This window comes from Primorskyibacter flagellatus (genome assembly GCF_900176485.1).
In the GTDB taxonomy this organism is placed as follows: domain Bacteria; phylum Pseudomonadota; class Alphaproteobacteria; order Rhodobacterales; family Rhodobacteraceae; genus Primorskyibacter; species Primorskyibacter flagellatus.
The window spans coordinates 36,673-53,532 of record NZ_FWYD01000016.1; the positions used below are offsets into that span (position 1 = coordinate 36,673).

24 protein-coding genes, 1 tRNA gene and 2 pseudogenes are annotated in these 16,860 nt (G+C 61.6%); 18 read left to right on the plus strand and 9 right to left on the minus strand.

Features of this window, described 5'->3' with window-relative positions; all coding sequences use genetic code 11:
• Window positions 1-110 precede the first annotated feature (110 nt).
• The 9 genes and pseudogenes from B8991_RS15620 to B8991_RS15660 form a co-directional block, all read left to right on the plus strand.
• A pseudogene (locus tag B8991_RS15620) lies at window positions 111-278 on the plus strand (integrase); the annotation flags it as partial.
• A gap of 31 nt (window positions 279-309) precedes the next feature.
• Entirely contained in the window at window positions 310-498 is a 189-nt protein-coding gene (locus B8991_RS15625; protein ID WP_084353878.1) for a hypothetical protein, read from the plus strand.
• 32 nt (window positions 499-530) lie between these two features.
• Window positions 531-860 carry an ArsR/SmtB family transcription factor gene (locus B8991_RS15630; RefSeq protein ID WP_084353879.1) on the plus strand — a complete coding sequence of 110 codons (330 nt, stop codon included), beginning with the start codon at window positions 531-533 and terminating at the stop codon, window positions 858-860.
• Between the two features lie 128 nt (window positions 861-988).
• The gene (gene arsB, locus B8991_RS15635; RefSeq protein ID WP_084353880.1) at window positions 989-2,056 is read left to right on the plus strand and encodes an ACR3 family arsenite efflux transporter; all 1,068 of its coding nucleotides are present in this window, start codon (window positions 989-991) and stop codon (window positions 2,054-2,056) included.
• Entirely contained in the window at window positions 2,053-2,475 is a 423-nt protein-coding gene (gene arsC / locus B8991_RS15640) for an arsenate reductase (glutaredoxin) (RefSeq protein ID WP_084353881.1), read from the plus strand. The genes arsB and arsC overlap by 4 nt, the downstream gene beginning before the upstream one ends.
• A complete protein-coding gene (gene arsH, locus B8991_RS15645; protein WP_084353882.1) occupies window positions 2,468-3,178 on the plus strand; it encodes an arsenical resistance protein ArsH in 711 nt (236 codons plus the stop codon). The genes arsC and arsH overlap by 8 nt, the downstream gene beginning before the upstream one ends.
• Before the next feature lie 559 nt (window positions 3,179-3,737).
• Window positions 3,738-4,112, plus strand: a complete 375-nt coding sequence (locus B8991_RS15650) for a hypothetical protein (protein WP_084353927.1) — start codon at window positions 3,738-3,740, stop codon at window positions 4,110-4,112.
• Window positions 4,109-4,966: an alpha/beta fold hydrolase gene (locus B8991_RS15655; RefSeq protein ID WP_084353883.1), complete on the plus strand. Its 858-nt coding sequence runs from the start codon at window positions 4,109-4,111 to the stop codon at window positions 4,964-4,966. Before B8991_RS15650 ends, B8991_RS15655 begins: the two co-directional genes overlap by 4 nt.
• Window positions 4,963-5,805, plus strand: a complete 843-nt coding sequence (locus B8991_RS15660) for a 3-oxoadipate:acetyl-CoA acetyltransferase (RefSeq protein ID WP_084353884.1) — start codon at window positions 4,963-4,965, stop codon at window positions 5,803-5,805. Before B8991_RS15655 ends, B8991_RS15660 begins: the two co-directional genes overlap by 4 nt.
• Before the next feature lie 49 nt (window positions 5,806-5,854).
• Here B8991_RS15660 and B8991_RS15665 read toward each other — a convergent pair whose 3' ends face one another.
• From B8991_RS15665 to B8991_RS15685, 5 genes are all read right to left on the minus strand, one after another.
• Entirely contained in the window at window positions 5,855-6,757 is a 903-nt protein-coding gene (locus tag B8991_RS15665) for a LysR family transcriptional regulator (protein ID WP_084353885.1), read from the minus strand.
• A 51-nt stretch (window positions 6,758-6,808) separates the two neighbouring features.
• Window positions 6,809-7,987, minus strand: coding sequence for a muconate/chloromuconate family cycloisomerase (locus B8991_RS15670; RefSeq protein WP_084353886.1), 1,179 nt, complete (start codon window positions 7,985-7,987; stop codon window positions 6,809-6,811).
• Between the two features lie 62 nt (window positions 7,988-8,049).
• Window positions 8,050-8,919 (minus strand): dioxygenase family protein, encoded by an 870-nt coding sequence (locus tag B8991_RS15675; RefSeq protein WP_084353887.1) that lies wholly within the window; start codon window positions 8,917-8,919, stop codon window positions 8,050-8,052.
• Between the two features lie 32 nt (window positions 8,920-8,951).
• On the minus strand, window positions 8,952-9,473 hold the full coding sequence (locus B8991_RS15680; RefSeq protein ID WP_084353888.1) for a flavin reductase family protein: 522 nt from the start codon (window positions 9,471-9,473) through the stop codon (window positions 8,952-8,954).
• Window positions 9,470-10,036, minus strand: coding sequence for an FAD synthetase family protein (locus B8991_RS15685; protein ID WP_084353889.1), 567 nt, complete (start codon window positions 10,034-10,036; stop codon window positions 9,470-9,472). The genes B8991_RS15680 and B8991_RS15685 overlap by 4 nt, the downstream gene beginning before the upstream one ends.
• A 175-nt stretch (window positions 10,037-10,211) precedes the next feature.
• Between B8991_RS15685 and B8991_RS15690 the strand changes: the two genes are divergently transcribed.
• Window positions 10,212-11,780: a 4-hydroxyphenylacetate 3-hydroxylase N-terminal domain-containing protein gene (locus tag B8991_RS15690; protein WP_084353890.1), complete on the plus strand. Its 1,569-nt coding sequence runs from the start codon at window positions 10,212-10,214 to the stop codon at window positions 11,778-11,780.
• Between the two features lie 33 nt (window positions 11,781-11,813).
• Window positions 11,814-12,014, plus strand: a complete 201-nt coding sequence (locus B8991_RS15695) for a hypothetical protein (RefSeq protein WP_084353891.1) — start codon at window positions 11,814-11,816, stop codon at window positions 12,012-12,014.
• A gap of 343 nt (window positions 12,015-12,357) precedes the next feature.
• Here B8991_RS15695 and B8991_RS15700 read toward each other — a convergent pair whose 3' ends face one another.
• Window positions 12,358-13,044 (minus strand): winged helix-turn-helix transcriptional regulator, encoded by a 687-nt coding sequence (locus tag B8991_RS15700; RefSeq protein ID WP_084353892.1) that lies wholly within the window; start codon window positions 13,042-13,044, stop codon window positions 12,358-12,360.
• A 192-nt stretch (window positions 13,045-13,236) separates the two neighbouring features.
• Between B8991_RS15700 and B8991_RS15705 the strand changes: the two genes are divergently transcribed.
• The 4 genes from B8991_RS15705 to B8991_RS21730 all read left to right on the plus strand — a co-directional run bounded on the left by B8991_RS15705 (window position 13,237) and on the right by B8991_RS21730 (window position 14,757).
• Complete coding sequence (locus B8991_RS15705) at window positions 13,237-13,590, plus strand: DUF1428 domain-containing protein (protein WP_084353893.1); 354 nt, start codon at window positions 13,237-13,239, stop codon at window positions 13,588-13,590.
• A 3-nt stretch (window positions 13,591-13,593) separates the two neighbouring features.
• Window positions 13,594-14,253, plus strand: coding sequence for a glutathione S-transferase family protein (locus tag B8991_RS15710; protein ID WP_084353894.1), 660 nt, complete (start codon window positions 13,594-13,596; stop codon window positions 14,251-14,253).
• Window positions 14,254-14,315: 62 nt separating this feature from the next.
• Complete coding sequence (locus B8991_RS22190; RefSeq protein WP_268876747.1) at window positions 14,316-14,438, plus strand: hypothetical protein; 123 nt, start codon at window positions 14,316-14,318, stop codon at window positions 14,436-14,438.
• A 28-nt stretch (window positions 14,439-14,466) separates the two neighbouring features.
• Window positions 14,467-14,757 carry a VOC family protein gene (locus B8991_RS21730; protein ID WP_084353895.1) on the plus strand — a complete coding sequence of 97 codons (291 nt, stop codon included), beginning with the start codon at window positions 14,467-14,469 and terminating at the stop codon, window positions 14,755-14,757.
• Window positions 14,758-14,830: 73 nt separating this feature from the next.
• On the opposite strand, the gene B8991_RS15720 is transcribed toward B8991_RS21730, so the two are convergent.
• Both B8991_RS15720 and B8991_RS15725 read right to left on the minus strand, forming a co-directional pair.
• Window positions 14,831-15,169 carry a hypothetical protein gene (locus B8991_RS15720; protein WP_084353896.1) on the minus strand — a complete coding sequence of 113 codons (339 nt, stop codon included), beginning with the start codon at window positions 15,167-15,169 and terminating at the stop codon, window positions 14,831-14,833.
• Between the two features lie 28 nt (window positions 15,170-15,197).
• Window positions 15,198-15,644, minus strand: coding sequence for an SRPBCC family protein (locus tag B8991_RS15725; protein WP_084353897.1), 447 nt, complete (start codon window positions 15,642-15,644; stop codon window positions 15,198-15,200).
• A 48-nt stretch (window positions 15,645-15,692) separates the two neighbouring features.
• On the opposite strand from B8991_RS15725, the gene B8991_RS15730 reads away from it, so the two are divergent.
• Window positions 15,693-16,055 carry an ArsR/SmtB family transcription factor gene (locus tag B8991_RS15730; RefSeq protein ID WP_084353898.1) on the plus strand — a complete coding sequence of 121 codons (363 nt, stop codon included), beginning with the start codon at window positions 15,693-15,695 and terminating at the stop codon, window positions 16,053-16,055.
• Between the two features lie 30 nt (window positions 16,056-16,085).
• On the opposite strand, the gene B8991_RS21535 is transcribed toward B8991_RS15730, so the two are convergent.
• Window positions 16,086-16,238: a hypothetical protein gene (locus B8991_RS21535; RefSeq protein WP_179141513.1), complete on the minus strand. Its 153-nt coding sequence runs from the start codon at window positions 16,236-16,238 to the stop codon at window positions 16,086-16,088.
• A 133-nt stretch (window positions 16,239-16,371) separates the two neighbouring features.
• Between B8991_RS21535 and B8991_RS22335 the strand changes: the two are divergent.
• Both B8991_RS22335 and B8991_RS15740 read left to right on the plus strand, forming a co-directional pair.
• Window positions 16,372-16,607, plus strand: a pseudogene (locus B8991_RS22335) (hypothetical protein); the annotation flags it as partial.
• A gap of 157 nt (window positions 16,608-16,764) precedes the next feature.
• Window positions 16,765-16,841 (plus strand) — tRNA-Ile (locus tag B8991_RS15740).
• Window positions 16,842-16,860: the final 19 nt, after the last annotated feature.

Genomic DNA, 16,860 nt, shown 5'->3' on the forward strand with positions numbered 1-16,860 from the left:
CGATACTCGAACTACAGGCCGTCGGACATCAGCCATTCAAACAACCAGTATACTGAAGTGTCAGCGCGGCGCTGATGTCTGGGCTCGGAGGGTGGATTGCAGGGCAAACAATGCCAAGACTCCAACTTCCCGCAGTCGCGCCGAAACGCAAAGCCTGGAACAAGGGCCGGATCATCGGTCGGAAACGTCCATTCTTGCCGAAACAGGTCTGGGCGATCCGTCCGCGGCTCGAACCGGCACGCAGCCTGCACGATCTTGTACTGTTTAACCTTGGCATGAAATGACCGAAATTCGACAGCGAAAGACCGAATGGGACAGCGCCCGGTGGAAGCGCCATCCTCGCAAATGCTGATCGTCGTTGATGCGCGCGACATCGGCGAACCGCTTGGCCAGTATCTGGGCAAGCCGATGATGGAGGCGACACCGCGTGCCCGCCTCGACCACCGATGCCACTCAGCGCAGAAGAAGCCATGCCAGTTTGCGACGAAAGACACTTGAATTGCGATTTATATATCTATACTACATGATATATGGATAAGAATTACGCACTCGACGCCTTTGCCGCCCTCAGCCAGTCCACCCGGCTCGACGTGTTCCGCCTGCTGATCAAGGCCGGAGGAGCGGGCATGTCGGCGGGCGACATCGGCGAGACCCTCGGGGTACGCCAGAACACGATGTCGGCCAACTTGGGCGTTCTTGCCCGATCCGGTCTGATCCGTAGCGCGCGGGAAGGACGCAGTATCCGCTATTTCGCCGACATGGAGGGAATGCGCGGCCTGCTGGCGTTCCTGATGGAGGATTGCTGCGGCGGACGTCCCGAACTGTGTCAGCCGATCATCAACGAGCTCGCCTGCTGCTAGGAGATTTTCATGGCCACCGAGCCCTATAACGTTCTGTTTGCCTGCACCCACAATACCGCCCGGTCGATCATCGCGGAAGCGATCATGAACCCGATGGCCGGTTGATTCCGAAATCCTGAGAGTTTGACATGACCGATACTTCGCTTCCCGCTGCGGCGGGTCTTGGAACCTTCGAGCGTTGGCTGTCCGTCTGGGTGGCGCTTGCCATCGGGGCGGGACTGCTGCTGGGCAACCTTTTTCCGGGCCTCTTCGGTGCTCTGGCCGCACTGGAGGTCGCTTCGGTCAACCTGCCCGTCGCGGTCCTGATCTGGGCGATGGTCTATCCGATGATGGTCGGCGTGGACTTCGGCTCCCTCGCCCGCGTCGGGGACAAGCCGAAAGGGCTGGTTGTCACGCTGGTGGTGAATTGGCTGATCAAGCCCTTCACTATGGCGGCGCTCGGCGTACTGTTCTTCGAGCACGTCTTCGCCGGGCTGATCCCGCCGGACGATGCGCAAGCCTATCTTGCGGGCGTGATCCTGTTGGGGGCCGCGCCCTGCACGGCGATGGTGTTCGTCTGGTCGAACCTGACGCGCGGCGACGCGACCTATACGCTTGTGCAGGTCAGTGTGAACGACGTGGTAATGGTGTTCGCCTTCGCCCCCATCGTGGCCTTTCTTCTGGGAGTGACGGATATTGTCGTGCCTTGGGACACGCTGCTTCTGTCGGTCGGCCTCTACGTCATGCTTCCGCTGCTGGCGGGGTACTTGACCCGCCGGAACCTGGTTGCCAAGGGGGGCGAGGCGGCGGTGGATGCGTTCAAGGCCCGTGTGCAGCCTTTCTCGATCATCGGGTTGCTGGTAACGGTCGTGTTGCTTTTCGGCTTCCAGGGTGAGGTGATCCTCGACCGCCCGCTTGTCATCTTTCTGATCGCCATCCCGCTGCTTATCCAGTCCTACGGCATCTTTTTTGTCGCTTACGGTGCAGCACGGGCCTGGGGCATCCCGTTCAACGTGGCCGCGCCCTGCGCGCTGATCGGAACGTCCAACTTCTTTGAACTGGCTGTCGCCGTCGCCATCAGCCTGTTCGGTCTTGGCTCCGGGGCAGCACTGGCCACGGTGGTCGGCGTGCTGGTGGAAGTGCCGGTGATGCTGTCTCTCGTCGCCTTGGCCAACCGGACGAAACACTGGTTTCCTGCGGAAGAGGGCGCGTCGTGAGCATCGTCATCCATCACAACCCCGAATGCGGCACCTCGCGCAACGTGCTGACGATCATCGAGGCGTCGGGCGCAACGCCGGTGGTGATCCCCTATCTTGAAACCGGCTGGACCCGCCCCCAGCTTCTGGCGCTTTTCGCGGCCGCTGGCCTGACACCCCGCACCGCGCTGCGGACAACAAAATCCCCGGCGGAAGAGTTGGGGCTGCTCGATCCGTCGGTCAGCGACGACGCGATCCTCGCCGCGATGCTGGCACACCCCGTTCTGGTCAACCGTCCCATCGTCTGTTCGCCCAAGGGCGTGCGCCTGTGCCGTCCGAGCGAGACGGTACTCGACCTGCTGGGCAACCTGCCGCCGGGTCCAATGGCGAAAGAGGATGGTACGCCACTGATTGACGCGGAAGGAAATCGCCTTGCCTGACACACCGAACCTAGACGAAAGCCATTTCGCGCCAATCGACGCGAAGCGTTTGCTGCCAACGGAACGAGCAACACACGCCCCGCGCATCCTGCTGCTTTACGGCTCCCTGCGGGAGCGTTCCTTCAGTCGACTGATGACGGAAGAGGCCGCGCGCGTCCTGAGGCGGTTCGGGGCTGAAACACGCACCTATCGGCCCTCCGGTCTGCCCTTGCCGGACGACGCGGACGCCGATCATCCGAAGGTGCAGGAGCTGCGGGATCTGGTCGCCTGGTCCGAAGGCATGGTCTGGTGCTCGCCGGAGCGACACGGCGCGATGACCGGCATCATGAAAACCCAGATCGACTGGATACCGCTTTCTCTCGGCGGCGTGCGTCCGACGCAAGGGAAGACGCTGGCTGTCATGCAGGTCAGCGGCGGATCGCAGAGCTTCAACGCCGTGAACCAACTCCGCATCCTCGGCCGCTGGATGCGTCTGCTGACCATTCCGAACCAATCCTCCACCCCGAAGGCGTTTCTGGAGTTCGATGACGCGGGCCGCATGAGACCCTCGCCGTTCTACGACCGGATGGTCGATGTCATGGAGGAGCTGATGAAGTTCACGCTTCTGACACGCGACAACAAGGACTTCCTGCTCGACCGCTACAGCGAACGAAAGGAAAGCGTTGCGGACCTGTCAAGGCGGGTGAACCAGAAAGCGATCTGACTGCATTTCAATGCGCGGCAGAGCCAGAGCTGCTCTTCAGGCGTGCCGCTCCTCGCCATCGCCCATCCGCTGCCCCGGTGCGATGTATTCGAGGCCGGTGGCGTATGCCTTGGGGGAAGCAACGGTGAAGGCCTGAACAGATCATCCGGGCCTCGCGCTGACGCCGGCGGTGCGTAACACGCACCTGATTGTCATGTAGAAACTGCATGTAAGTTCAGAGGCCGCTTCGAACGGGATCGCGCCCCTTGCCTTGGCGCAGGCACTTGCTGAGATGTTTTCTCCCCTGGACGCCGCCTCGGCCCATCGACCTTACGATATGGATCGGTGCAGTGCTAGCCGTCGTCGTCGGCACCAAGAATTGCAGATGATCGATTCCACCGGCACCAGCCAGTCGTGGTTCTGTCGGTCACATTGCGGGTTTTCGAGGCGCTCAGCCTTTCGCGCCGTGTGCTTTCTCTGAACAAGACTGATCGCAGCGGTATCGCGCAATACCAGGCGCGGCATTGTGGCGGCGGGGGGCAAAGGCGATCATGCCGTCGGACTGATCAAGGAGATTGATGTGCTCGAACGAATTAAAGCGATGCAACAGGCGCTGGCCCGGACGCCGCATCTTGTCAGGCTGGGGCGGCTGTTTTCCGAAACGGTGCTACTCCAGGTGGACGAGGCGGAATACTATCTTCACTTCGACAAGGGCGAGCTTGTCGCCATAGAGCCCGGTCCCAGCCGCAAGATTGCCTGGTGCTTTGCCATCCGGACCGACGCCGCGGCGCTGCGGGCCTATTGGACGGCGCGGCCAACGCCCGGTTTCCACGACCTGTTCGGTCTGGTCAAGATCGACCGGGCAAGGATCGACGGTGACATTCTGTGCTTGGTCAAGAACCTGCGCTTCTTCAAGGAATTCCTCTCCCTCGGACGCGAGGAGGTGCCGGCATGAGCATTGAACCCATTACCGGACGCTATGCGACCGTCGAGATCGAGGGCCGCGCCCAGCGGATCTATTTCGAAGAGGCCGGTTCGGGCCGTCCCGTGTTGTGCCTGCACACGGCAGGTGCGGACACCCGGCAATGGCGGCACCTGATGAACGATGCCGCGGTGACCCGCGACCATCGGCTGATTGCTTTTGACATGCCTTGGCATGGCAAGTCGCTGCCTCCCCAGGGTTTCGAGCGCGAAGAATACCTGCTGACCACCGAGACCTACATCGCCACGGTGCTGGCCGTCTGCGAGGCGCTTGGACTGGAGCGTCCCATTCTTGCCGGATGCTCCATGGGCGGGCGGATCGCCTTGCAATTGGCGGCCCTGCATCCCGAACGGTTTGCCGGGTTCATCGCCATAGAGGCATCGGATTTCCAGCCCGCCTGGTATGACATCGACTGGTTCGACCGGCCCGACGCGCATGGCGGGCAGATGGGGGCGGCGCTGGTATCCGCCAATATTTCTCCCTATGCCCCCGACGCCGAGCGCTGGAATACGCTCTGGATGTTCATGGCCAGCGGGCCGGGCGTGTTTCGCGGCGACCTGAGCTTTTACACCCGTGACGACAGTCTGATCGGACGGCTGGCGCGGATCGACACCAGCCAGACCCCGGTGCATCTGCTGGTCGGTGCCTATGACCTGACCTGTACCCCGGAGGACGCGGAACGCACCGCTGCGGCGATCCACGGCGCGACCTGCACGGTCATGGACGAACTCGGCCATTTCCCGATGAGCGAACATCCCGAGGGGTTTCGGCCCTTCTTCATCGACGCCCTCGCGCGGATGACGGCAGGCAAGGAGGTCGCGGCATGAGCAATCCTTGCATCATCTGTGTGGCCATCACCGGGTCATTGCCGCAGAAGTCTGACAATCCGGCGGTGCCTGTCTCGATCGAGGAGCAAGTGGAAAGCACGCAGGCGGCGCATGAGGCAGGGGCGAGCATCGTTCATGCCCATGTGCGAAATCCTGACGGCACCCCAAGTTCCGACCCAGAGCGTTTCGCCCGCCTGCTGGAGGGTCTGCGCAAGCATTGTCCGGAAATCTTGGTCCAGTTCTCTACCGGTGGCCGGTCGGGCGCTGGCCACGAGCGCGGCGGGATGTTGCGGCTGAAGCCGGACATGGCCTCGCTTTCGGTCGGATCCAACAACTTCCCGACCAGGGTCTACGAAAACCCGCCTCAGTTGGTCGACTGGCTGGCGGCGGAGATGGCCGCACATGGGGTGCGGCCCGAGATAGAGGCTTTCGACCTGTCGCATATCCTGATGGCTCATCGCATGTGGCAGGACGGCCGCCTGCGCGACCGTCCTTATGTGCAGTTCGTGATGGGCGTGCAGAACGCCATGCCCGCCGACCAAGAGGTCTTTGACTACTATGTGCGGACGATGCACCGCCTGTTCGGCACGGATGCGCCGTGGTGCGCCGCCGGCATCGGACGGCACCAGATCGAGCTGAACGACTGGGCGATCCGGGCAGGGGGCCATGTCCGCACCGGGCTGGAGGACAATGTCAGGCTGGACCGGCATACCCTGGCACCATCCAATGCGGCGCTGGTGGCCAAGGCGGTGACGCTCTGTGAGCGATACGAACGCCCGGTCGCCACCCCTTACGAGACCCGCGCCATTCTCGGCTTGCACCAGCCGGTCGTGGCTTGAGAGTGGTTTCCACTCGGCGCGCTGCCACCGGCGCGCCTTTTCCCGGTGATTACCGGCCGTCCTTCTGGATCTTGCGGGCAAAGCTCTTGGCAAGAGTGGCGAAATTTTGGGTATGTATGCCTTGGTTGTCTTGCCGCACGGCGAGGGAAATCGTCGTCCCCGGATTGTGCCCCTCGTAGTCGCGGTAGACCACCCCATGTCGCGGCGACAGCGAAACCGAGCGCGGCACCAGCGCAATCCCGACCCCGACCGAGACCAGCGAGATCGCGGTCTGGAAGTCTTGGGCCAGGACTTCCTTGGCGGGGATGAAGCCTTCCTTCTTGCACACGTCGAGGATCTGATCGGCAAAGCTGGGCCGGGGACGACGCGGATAGAGCACGAAAGTCTCGCGTTTCAAATCGGACAGGCGCGGCACCTTGGCGCGGGCCAGATCGGATTCGGCCGGAACGGCCAAGATCAGCGGTTCTTCGTGGAACGGGAAACAGCGGATCTCGTCGTCGACCAGTGCCGGGCGGGCAAAGGCCACATCGATCTGGCGCGCGATCAGGGCGGTCTTCAGCTCGGCATTGTTCATCGCCGACAGCGCCAGTTCGATGTCGGGATAGGCATTGCGAAACTCGCGGATCAGCTCTGGCAGGACGCCGTGGCTGGCGGTGCCGACAAAGGCGATGCGCAACCGGCCCGCCGCGCCTTCACCGATGCGCCGGACCTCACGTTCGGCGCGCTCGACCTGATCCATGATGTCACGCCCACGCTTGAGCAGGGCATCTCCGGCCTGGGTCCGGCGGATCTGGCTGCGGGAGCGGTCGAAAAGCAACACGCCCAGGTCGGACTCGAGCTGCGCGATCTGGCGGCTGAGAGGTGGCTGCGCGATGCCAAGGCGCGTCGCGGCGCGGCCGAAATGCAGCTCTTCGGCCACTGCCACGAAATAACTCAATCGCCTGAAATCCATAGCCGTCCTCCCCTCGGCCATCATCCGACACCCATCCGCACGGAACAAGCCCTACGAGGGTCGCAGGGCATCGCGCAGGCGGTCTTCGTCGAGATGCACGCCAAGGCCCGGCCCCTGCGGCACGCGGAGGTGGAAATCCTCGATCACCAGCGGGTCACGCACGATTTCCGAGACATGCAGGCGCGGGCCGAAATGCTCGCATCCCCAAGGCAGACGTGGCAGCGTGGCGAAGACCGCCAGATGCGCCGCGGCCCCGATCGAACCTTCCAGCAAGCAGCCGCCGTAAAGCTCCATGCCGCTGCTTTCCGCGACCCTTGCCGCCTGGGACAGCGCCATAAGCCCGCCGCTCTTGACCAGTTTCAGCGAGTAAACGCTGCCGCAGCCCATGGTGCCGGCGCGGGTAATCTCGCGGTGGGAAAAGGCGGCTTCGTCGACCATCAGGGGGATCGGGCTCTGCGCGGCCACCCGTGCCATGCCCTCGAAATCGTCGCCGGGCAGCGGTTGTTCGATCAGGTCGACCTGCAATTCCTTCAAGATTGGCAGGTAGCGGCGGCAGTCGGCTTCGCTCCAAGCCTGATTCACGTCGACGATCAGGCGGCGCATTTCCGGCACCTCGTCGCGCAATTTTTGCAGGCGGCGCAAGTCGGCTTCGGGGCTGGCAAAGCCGAGCTTGATCTTGAAGTCACGGTGTTCACGGGTGGCCAGCTTGGCGCGTGCCTCCTCGACCTCCTGGTCGGCATCACCCGAGGCCAGCGCCCAGAGCACCGGCACGCTCTCGCGCAATGCCCCGCCGAGGAGAGTCGTCACGGACAGGTCGAGAGACCGCGCGAGGGCATCGAAGGTCGCCGTCTCGATGGCCCCCTTGGCGGAATTGTTGCGAAAGGCGGCCCGGGACATGCGCGCTGCCACCTCGGCGGGCCGTGCGGCGGGACAGCCGATCAGCGCGGGTGACAAATAGCGCGTCACCACCGCCTGGATCGATTCCACCGATTCTTCGGCCCAGCGGGGCCCGCCAAGCACCGCCGCCTCGCCGATGCCTTCGATTCCGTTGGCCAGCCGCACCCGGACCAGCACAAACTCGCGCTTGCTGAACTCGGTGTTGGACAGCCGATGCGCACGAATGCTGGGCAGGGTAACGATCTGGGCCCGGATCTCGCGGATGGCGGTCCGGCTGATGAAGTCCTGGTCCTGCGTCACGGTATCGACGACCTCGGCGGTGGAATACGCCATTGGGTTCTCCTTGGGATAAAGAAGCGGACGCCCCGAAGGACGCCCGCGAGGCGAGGTTACGGTTACTCGGCGGCCACCGCCTGGGCCTCGGCATCGCGCTTGAGGCGGAAATCGAAGCGCATCACCAGGTCGGTGTCGGCACCATCGGGCGCTGGTTTCATGTCACCGATCAGGCTCTCTTTGACGGCAAAGACAGAGTCGTTGTCGAGATACTCGGTCTCGCTGTCGTAGATCTGGCTGATCAAAGGCTTGTAGCCTGGCTTCGAGATCATGAAGTGAATGTGGCCGGGGCGCATCGGGTGGTGGCCCATGTAGTTCAGCAGTTCGCCGGCCGCCCCATCATAGGGGATCGGATAGGGCTCGGGGCGCAGGCCGACGAAATCATAAGAGCCATCGGCCTCGGTCAGGAAGCGGCCGCGCAGGTTGTAATCGGGCTGCTCAGGGTCCTGCTGTTCGTAAAGCCCGTTCGGCGCATCCTCCCAGACGTCGATTTGCACGCCTTCGATGGGATCGCCCTTGGTATCCACGACACGGCCCGAAACGCGCACGGTTTTCTGACCTTCGAAGTCCTTTTGCACGATGCTGGCACCCTTGGGCAGGACTGGCGGGTTCTCGCGGTAGAACGGGCCCAGCACGGTGCTTTCGCTTTCACCGTCGGTGACCTGGTTGTCGAGCATGTCGACCAGAACCTCGACGCCGAGGATATCGCAGATCAGGATGAATTCGTTGCGCGCCTCGCTTGAAATATCGCCCGCGCGGCGCATCCATTCGCAGCCCTCCAGCCATTCGCCGTGGGTCAGGTTCACCTCTTTGACGAAGGCGTGGAAATGCTTCAGCGCCGAGGTCATGATCTCGCGGTTGCGTTCTGGAATATCGGGTTTCATCGCGCCGGTGACGGCCTCGGTGATGTTGTCCAGGGTGATGTTTCGCATGGGTTTCTCCTCCTTTGCGTATGTGGTGGGCGTTACCAGATCGCCTCGGCGATAGGATCGCAGAGTTCCGGTGCTGGGGCCTGTCCGCCGATGACGCCGAAGCGGCCCTTGTAGAAGATCAGCGGTCGCGCACCGGGATCGGTGAGCAGCCGGCTGACATGGCCGATGAAGATCGTGTGATCGCCGGCCTGCACCTCGTTGACGATGTCGCAGGCATAGGCCGCCAGCGCACCGCGGATCACCGGCAGGCGGTCGAGATCGTCGAACGGATTGGCAAGGCCTTCGACGGGCCGTCCCGCGAAGTGCCAGGCCAACCGCTCGGAGCCTTCGGCGAGCGTACTGACCGAGAAGCGGCCGGTCTGTCGCAGATGTGGCAGGATCTTCGCGCGCTCCCCGATGGAGACCGAGATCAGCGGCGGGTCAAGCGAGATCGACATGAAGGCATTGGCGGTCATGCCGTGGTCGCCATCGGCATGGCGCGTGGCGATGACGTTGACGCCGGTGCCAAAAAGGCCGCAGGCATCGCGAAGCTGGCGGGGATCAAGTTGGGTCATGCGGAGGTCTCCGGGTTGAGGCCGGGACGCAGCAGGGTCGCCGCGGCGGCAGTCAGTCCTTGTTCCAGCAGGCCGCGGATGCGGGTCGAGGACACCACCTCGCCGGCGGCGCAGCGCACCGGGGGTTGGACATGAACGTCGAAGCGGCGGGCCAGCAGGGATACGTTGCCTTCCTGTTTCGCGCCGAAACGGAAGTCGCCACCGACTCGAAGCTCGCGGGGTCCCAGCAGGGCCAGCCGGGCCATGAATGCGGCGGGAGAGAGCGCGCGGAGCGCCTCGTCGAAGGAAAACACCACCACATGGTCGGGACCCAGCGCCGAGATGCGGGCCAGTTTCGCCGCCAGCGGGCAAAGCTGCGTGGCGCGGCCGAAGAAAACCTTGGGCGGCGGATCGAAGGTGCAGACCACGGAGGGCACGCCCAGAGCGCGCGCCCGTTTCACGGTGCCGGAAATCAGCGCCTGATGGCCGGAATGCACACCGTCAAACGCCCCCAGCGTGACGACGCTGGCACCAAGCGTTGGCACGTCGCGGTGCCAGTGGGTCAGGTCGGGTTGGTCAAACATGGCGGCCTCCTCCTCTGCCGGTTAGGTCGACATTAGCGGCACCCGGCCCGAGGAGGCGATACCCGGAACGGTATGCTGTCATACCTAGCGGCACGGGCCGTGTCGGACGCAGGGTAAGGGCATATCGTCGGGCGGCACTCAGGCCGTTCCGTCGCTTCATCGGAGGAGAAAGACCATGCCCAAAGACGCCACACCCGGTTCCAAGACCGAGGCTTTCACCGGACAGGAGTTTCTGGAGAGCATTCAGGACAGCCGCGAGATCTATATCTATGGTGAACGCGTGAAGGATGTGACCAAGCACCCCGCCTTCCGCAATTCCGCCCGCATGGTGGCGCGCTGGTACGACAAGTTCCACGAGCGCAAGGACGTAATCGGGGTCGAGGCCGACAATGGCTCGGGCAATATCACGCATCCGTTTTTCCTGGGCTCGAAGACCAGCGAGGACCTGATCAAGAGCCGCGACGCGGTGGCCGACCTGCAAAAAGTCTCTTACGGGTGGATGGGCCGGTCGCCCGACTACAAGGCCGCCTTCCTCGGCACGCTGGGTGCCAACAGCGGGTTCTACGGCGAGTATGCCGGCAATGCGCTGAACTGGTACAAGAAGACCCAGAATCGGCTGGACTACTGGAACCACGCAATCGTCAACCCGCCGATCGACCGCGACCGTGCGATCGAGGAGGTCCGCGACGTCTTCATGCATGTCGAGAAGGAAACCGACGCCGGGCTGATTGTCTCGGGTGCCAAGGTGGTGGCGACCGGATCGGCACTGACCCACTACAATTTCATCGCCCATTACGGCATCCCGGTAAAGGACAAGGAATTCGCCCTGATCTTTACCGCGCCGATGGACGCCGAAGGTGTCAAGCTGATCGCCCGGTCGTCCTATGAGTTCAACGCCGCCGCCACCGGATCGCCGTTCGACTATCCGCTGTCCTCGCGAATGGACGAAAACGATTCCATCCTCATCTTCGACAAGGTGCTGGTGCCCTGGGAGAACATCTTCGTTTACGGCGACACCGACAAGATCAACCAGTTTTTCCCGGCCTCTGGCTTCGTGCCCCGCTTTACCCTGCACGGGCTGACCCGGCTGTCGGTCAAGCTGGATTTCATCGCCGGTCTGTTCTCGATGGCGGTCGAGGCGACGGGGTCCAAGGATTTCCGCGGCGTGCAGACCGCGGTGGGAGAAGTTCTGGCCTGGCGCAACCTTTTCCATGGTCTGTCCGACGCCATGGTGAAATCCCCGGTCCCATGGGATGGCACGGACGGCTACAACCTGCCCAACACCAATGTCGGCCTCGCCTACCGGGTCTTCGCGCCCATGGCCTATGGCCGGATCAAGGAGTTGATCGAGCGCCATGTTGCATCCGGGCTGATCTATCTGCCCTCCTCGGCGGCCGATTTCGAAAGCGAAGCGATCCGGCCCTATCTCGACCGCTTCGTGCGCGGCTCGAACGGTTATGCGGCCATCGACCGCGTCAAGCTGCTCAAGCTGCTCTGGGATGCCATCGGCACCGAGTTCGGCGGCCGGCATGAGCTCTACGAGCGCAATTACGCGGGCAACTACGAAAACACCCGCATCGAGACCCTGTTGAACGCCACTGCCAATGGCGACCTCGCCAACCTGCAAGGCTTCGTGTCCCAGTGCATGGGCGAATACGACCTGTCCGGCTGGACCGGCAAGGACCTGATCAATCCCGACGACATCAACCTCGTCGGACGCGGGATGCTTCAGAGCTTCGGCTGAATATCAGATATCGGGGGCCGTCTCACACCGGAGATGGCCCCTTTTTCCATCCGCAAGAGTGATGTGATCCCCGAACATGTCCTCGACGATCGCTGGAGGCTTTCCCTAGATTTTCCTGAACTGGGAGAGGACCGGAAACCCAAGAAAGCGTTCATCCTCAAACAAGGCGAAGAGTTGGCGCTCGATAGAGAGATGCTGCCGGACGTGTTTCGCCATCGTTTATATCTGATGTAGAATTTTTGCAAGAAGGGCCTGCCACAGGCCTTTGCCACGCAGGCCGCGAGTGGCCGTTTGGGAATGCACCGCCCTCCGCTGCAAGCGCGCCGACGTCCGTTTCTGACGATGCTATGCCAACCGATTTATTGGGCGTCCATCTCCACATTTAGGAAAGGTTCAGGGCTGTCCTCCGCCTCAAGCTTCTTGCCTTTGATCCATCAATACGGATTGCCGCCCTTGCGCAGAAAGCTGCGATCCTGGCTACAGCAAGGTGATCAATGAATATGACGTCGTACCGCTCGAGGTGCCGCACAACCCTGTTGATCACCTTTTGCCTGAGGGCTTTGATCCTGATGCGGTGCTATGTCGTGTATTGCGCGGGCAATTCGAAAAGATCGATGAACCAGCGGCACAGGTCCGCATCGCCAATCATCTCAACGCGAACCGTTTCGGGGGCCTCGTTGCCATAAAACACTGCCGCCAAAGGCGGTGCCGCAGGGGCAATGATGTGCAGATCGGGTGCATCCACCTCGCCCCGCGTGACAGGCAAGACGCTGTTTTCAAGGCGGGCCGTAAATTGCGCGGTGCCAATGGTCAATTGAACCACGGCCGTCCTCCCCGGCGCGGCCTCGGCTTTGAACATCGTTCTCAGCGACAGCATGAAGGACACTGGCGAGAGGGGCAATGTCGGGTCATGCAATGGCGAGGCGGCGGCCCAGCGACCGAGTTCCTGGATGATCGGTTCAGCCGCATAGCCCCAGCCCGTCAGGCCGTAGAGCTGCGCTGGCACCGGTTCGGGCGCTGTTGAACGCGCGATCACGCCATGGCCCTCAAGCCCGGCGAGCCGTTCGGTCAGCACCTTGGCACTGAGTCCCGGCAGGCTGGCGCGAATGTCGCTGAAACGGCGCGGCCCGAACATCAACTCGCGCACGATCAGCAAGGACCAGCGTTCGCCCAGTAACTCAAGTCCGAAAGCGGTGCCGCAGGCATCATCGTACCAGCGCCCGTGGGGGGATTTTGCTCGACTGGTAGTATTTTGTAACTTCATAGTTGCTTTTTGTAACTCATATATTTTAGCCTGTCCAGATCGACCATGCGAGTCGGCAAGTCTGTCATGCCACCGACATGCACAAGCCCAAGTTCACAAAAGGCGCTGCATGCGGCCCGTGATCAGAGCCAAACGGTCACCCTGTCATGGTCAATGATTGGCGTATGCCAAAAAGCAAAGAGGAGAGACACCATGACCTATGTTGCCGGGTTCCTGACCCCCGTCCCGAATGAAAACAAGGAAGCCTATATAGCAAGTGCCCAAAAGGCCTGGCCATTGTTCAAGGACTACGGTGCCTTGCAGATCGTAGAGGCTTGGGGCGATGATGTTCCTGAAGGCGAACATACCGATTTCAAACGCGCGGTGGCATTGAAGGATGGCGAAACCGTCTGTTTTTCCTGGATCATCTGGCCCGACAAGGAAACGCACGATAAATGCGGTGCCAGCATGCAGACCGATCCGCGTTGGCAAGACATGGATATGCCCTTCGATGGCAAGCGGATGATGTGGGGCGGCTTCACACCCTTGCTTGAAGAAAAGGCTTAAACCATGGAGAGCGCCAATTCGTCAGTACCTACCGTCTGGACCTTTGACTGGGTGCCCGATGGTCCACGCGGCTTTGTGCGGGATCTGCGGTTGCGATGGGCTTGCGAGGAGGCGGGGTTGGACTATCAGGTCCGCTCGGTCCCTTTCGAGGATCGCGGGGCGGATCACCTTGCCCATCAGCCTTTCGGGCAGGTGCCGTTCTTGACGGATGGCGACCTGCGCCTCTTTGAAAGCGGTGCGTGCCTGTTGCACCTTGCCGAGAAAAGCGAGATCCTGATGCCGCAGGACGCAGCGGAGAAAGCGGACACGCTGTCTTGGGTCATTGCGGCATTGAACTCGGTCGAGATGGTCAGCCTGCCGTGGTGGTTTGTCGGATTGTCGAACCCGCCCGAGAACCCGCTTGAAGACTGGCTACGTTCACGTCTCGACGTGCTGGAGGGTGTGTTTGCCGCGCGTGACTGGCTGGCCGCCGGGCGTTTCACCGCCGCCGATCTGATCATGGCGGATGTTGTGCGCCTGCCTTGGGTCCGCGGCCTTGGCAGCTATCCGGCAACGGATGCCTATGTGGCGCGAATCTGTGCGCGACCCGCCTTTGAAAAGGCTCACGCTGACCAAATGGCCCATTTCGCAGCAGCGGACGTGGCCCGCGCCGGTGAAACGTAAAACCCCTCGGAAAGAAGCTGCTGGGTGATACCGATTTTACACCTGTCGAACACGCCGCGCAGATGGCCAGGAAGATCGGCGCGCAACTTGCCGTTCTCCCCGACACAACGCATATGTCGATCATGTCCCGCCCCGATTGGCTGGCGCCTTTGATCGCGAACCGGATCGAACCGGCGCAAGAGTGATGGCGCGAAGCCGATACTGGACGAAGATGTGACAGAGATCATCGGTAGCCCCGATTGCGGCAATTCACCGAAAAACAAATTCGTGCAGGACATCGCGATTGTGCTGGAATACGGCGCAGGAAAGGCCGAGCAGTTTGGCGATACGGAAAGCTATCTTGCAGGTAACAAACTGGCCAGCACCTACGATCGCCTGACGGTGAGCGGTGTCAGCTTCTCCCAGTCCCCGGTAGATGCGGGCGCGGTTCGCATGGCGGTGCTTGATGACACATGCGGCAACCTGATCCAGCTTGTGCAGATCAAGGATGCGCAAACCAAGTGACGCACGCTTGCGGTTCAATCCGAATGCTCTCACCTGGCGAAAAAAAACCGGGTGGTGGCCTCTTTCTAACCGCTCAACCCATCTGCTCCCGGCGCAGCAGGATCACTGTCCCGGCCGGGTCTGATGTCCAATGACCAGTGACATTGGTCAACGGTTCCAGCTCGTCGCGGCAGGGGCTGCCCAGGTGCGACAGTGCGGCGTCCGGATCGTCGTCGAACAGCTCGATCCAGACATCCGTCTGGCTCTGGTGGGGCACCCGGTCGATCCACAGGGTTAAGCCGCCGAAGTTGAAGCCCGTGCTGTTGTCCAACTCGCGGGTGACCGTCAGGCCTACTTTGTCACGGTAGAAGGCCACGGTCTCTTCCCAGCGGTGCATCGGCACTTTGATGGCGATGTTCTTTCCCGGTTCCATGTGATGTAATTCCTCTTTCAACGTTGATTTACTTGTAGAAACCGTCACGCAGGTTGATCCCGTGCTCCAGCCAGGCCTTCATTGCGCAGAGCATTGCCGTCCAGCCCTCACAGTTACCAAAACATGAGGTCAGCCCGGCCTCGGTTTCGGGCCAGCCATATTCGCTGATCCGCACCAGGGTGCGCCCGTCATCCAGCGGGCTGAACTCCATGGTCACGGTCGTCCATGTGGCGGTTTTTTGGTCCGCCTCCCACTGCAAGACAATTTTCTTGTTGGGGATTACTTCCAGCACCATGACCGGGAAGGCTCCAGGAAAATCGTGGAAATCCCACGTCACCTCGACACCGCTTTCCAGCCGCCCCCGCGCCCCGCCGGTGGTGAAGTATTGCGACAGAAGGTCAGGCGAGACCACGGCTTCGAAGACCTCCTCGACCGGCTTGGCGATACGCCCGGCCACTGTAAATTTCAGTTCCACGATACGAATCCTCTTTGCTTCGCTTTTATAATGTTATAAAATTATAACATGTCAATCGAAGATCAATATGATGCCCTGTTCAAAGCGCTCGGGCACCGCGTGCGGCGGCGAATCCTGGACCTGATCAAGGACGGCCCGAAGACGACCGGCGCGCTGTGCAAGACGCTGACGGAGCTTGACCGATGCACGGTGATGCAGCATCTGTCAGTAATGGAGAAAGCCGGGCTGGTGGTGGTCGAACGGCGCGGGCGTGAACGCTGGAACCATCTGGACGCCTTGCCGATCCATGATCTGCAAACCAGGTGGATCGGACCTTACGCCGCGCACGCGATCACGATGCTCGATGATATAAGTAGGCTGGCCGGAACCGATGCGCCGACCGCCGACATTGCTGACAAGAGTAACGCCTGAGACGCTTGAGCAGGTCGCTTTGTCCGCTCCTCACTTGTAAGAACAGACCACAGCGAGTGGGCAGTTTGAAAATCGTTCCTCCGCTTGGCTTTCAATGACCGCTGTGACGACAGCAGATTGCATCGCAGCAAAAGACTTACCGCCGCGAAGTTCGGCAATCGCCCCATCGACGATCAGCCCCAAGATTGCCAGCCATCTCTCTCGATCCGCCAATGGTGCAGGAACGTGCCTATTTCGAAGCGCGACAGACGGTGCCTCCGTGTGCCGCTGGGCTCGGATGCTCAGGTCAGGTTGGGGGTTCACCCTTAGAATCCAGCGCGCTGGTTGGGAGGCAAGAGCTGGCTCTTACGACCGCCGGAGCCGCGTCCAGACGAAACCTCTCATCATTTGCAAGCAAACCACTGCCGGTCAGCGGATGCACGGCTTGAAACTGCTGAGCCAACGGCTGTGGGCGGGGGACCTGACCGCCAGGTCACCGAACTTCAGGGTCGTGTTGTCGGAATGAACGGCTTTACCGCGCTCGGCATACGCGTCACAGAAGCCGTCGGATAAGTGTGGCTGGAGAAAAGAGAAGGCATGGCCGCCACCCGAGTTGCGCAAAAGACTTGCAAATGTCCAAGCTTAGCGTTGACGAAACGAATGGCATCTCATTCTGGCCTCTCGCATGCTTGACGCCGCCGCGAACTGTAATTAGGCAATGCGCTATGGCGGGCCTGTAGCTCAATTGGTTAGAGCAGAGCGCTCATAACGCTTTGGTTGCGGGTTCAAGTCCTGCCGGGCCTACCAGATGCCTCAATAATTAGTT

Coding starts and splice junctions, on each gene's coding strand:
- B8991_RS15670 (WP_084353886.1), bottom strand. CDS start 7,987: ATGGCGTATTCCACCGCCGAGGTCGTCGATACCGTGACGCAGGACCAG.
- B8991_RS15665 (WP_084353885.1), bottom strand. CDS start 6,757: ATGGATTTCAGGCGATTGAGTTATTTCGTGGCAGTGGCCGAAGAGCTG.
- B8991_RS15730 (WP_084353898.1), top strand. CDS start 15,693: ATGTCAATCGAAGATCAATATGATGCCCTGTTCAAAGCGCTCGGGCAC.
- B8991_RS15660 (WP_084353884.1), top strand. CDS start 4,963: ATGAGCAATCCTTGCATCATCTGTGTGGCCATCACCGGGTCATTGCCG.
- B8991_RS15625 (WP_084353878.1), top strand. CDS start 310: ATGGGACAGCGCCCGGTGGAAGCGCCATCCTCGCAAATGCTGATCGTC.
- B8991_RS15675 (WP_084353887.1), bottom strand. CDS start 8,919: ATGCGAAACATCACCCTGGACAACATCACCGAGGCCGTCACCGGCGCG.
- B8991_RS15685 (WP_084353889.1), bottom strand. CDS start 10,036: ATGTTTGACCAACCCGACCTGACCCACTGGCACCGCGACGTGCCAACG.
- arsB (WP_084353880.1), top strand. CDS start 989: ATGACCGATACTTCGCTTCCCGCTGCGGCGGGTCTTGGAACCTTCGAG.
- B8991_RS15690 (WP_084353890.1), top strand. CDS start 10,212: ATGCCCAAAGACGCCACACCCGGTTCCAAGACCGAGGCTTTCACCGGA.
- B8991_RS15720 (WP_084353896.1), bottom strand. CDS start 15,169: ATGGAACCGGGAAAGAACATCGCCATCAAAGTGCCGATGCACCGCTGG.
- B8991_RS15630 (WP_084353879.1), top strand. CDS start 531: ATGGATAAGAATTACGCACTCGACGCCTTTGCCGCCCTCAGCCAGTCC.
- B8991_RS15710 (WP_084353894.1), top strand. CDS start 13,594: ATGGAGAGCGCCAATTCGTCAGTACCTACCGTCTGGACCTTTGACTGG.
- B8991_RS15705 (WP_084353893.1), top strand. CDS start 13,237: ATGACCTATGTTGCCGGGTTCCTGACCCCCGTCCCGAATGAAAACAAG.
- B8991_RS15700 (WP_084353892.1), bottom strand. CDS start 13,044: ATGAAGTTACAAAATACTACCAGTCGAGCAAAATCCCCCCACGGGCGC.
- B8991_RS15695 (WP_084353891.1), top strand. CDS start 11,814: ATGGCCCCTTTTTCCATCCGCAAGAGTGATGTGATCCCCGAACATGTC.
- B8991_RS15655 (WP_084353883.1), top strand. CDS start 4,109: ATGAGCATTGAACCCATTACCGGACGCTATGCGACCGTCGAGATCGAG.
- B8991_RS22190 (WP_268876747.1), top strand. CDS start 14,316: ATGGCCAGGAAGATCGGCGCGCAACTTGCCGTTCTCCCCGACACAACG.
- B8991_RS15680 (WP_084353888.1), bottom strand. CDS start 9,473: ATGACCCAACTTGATCCCCGCCAGCTTCGCGATGCCTGCGGCCTTTTT.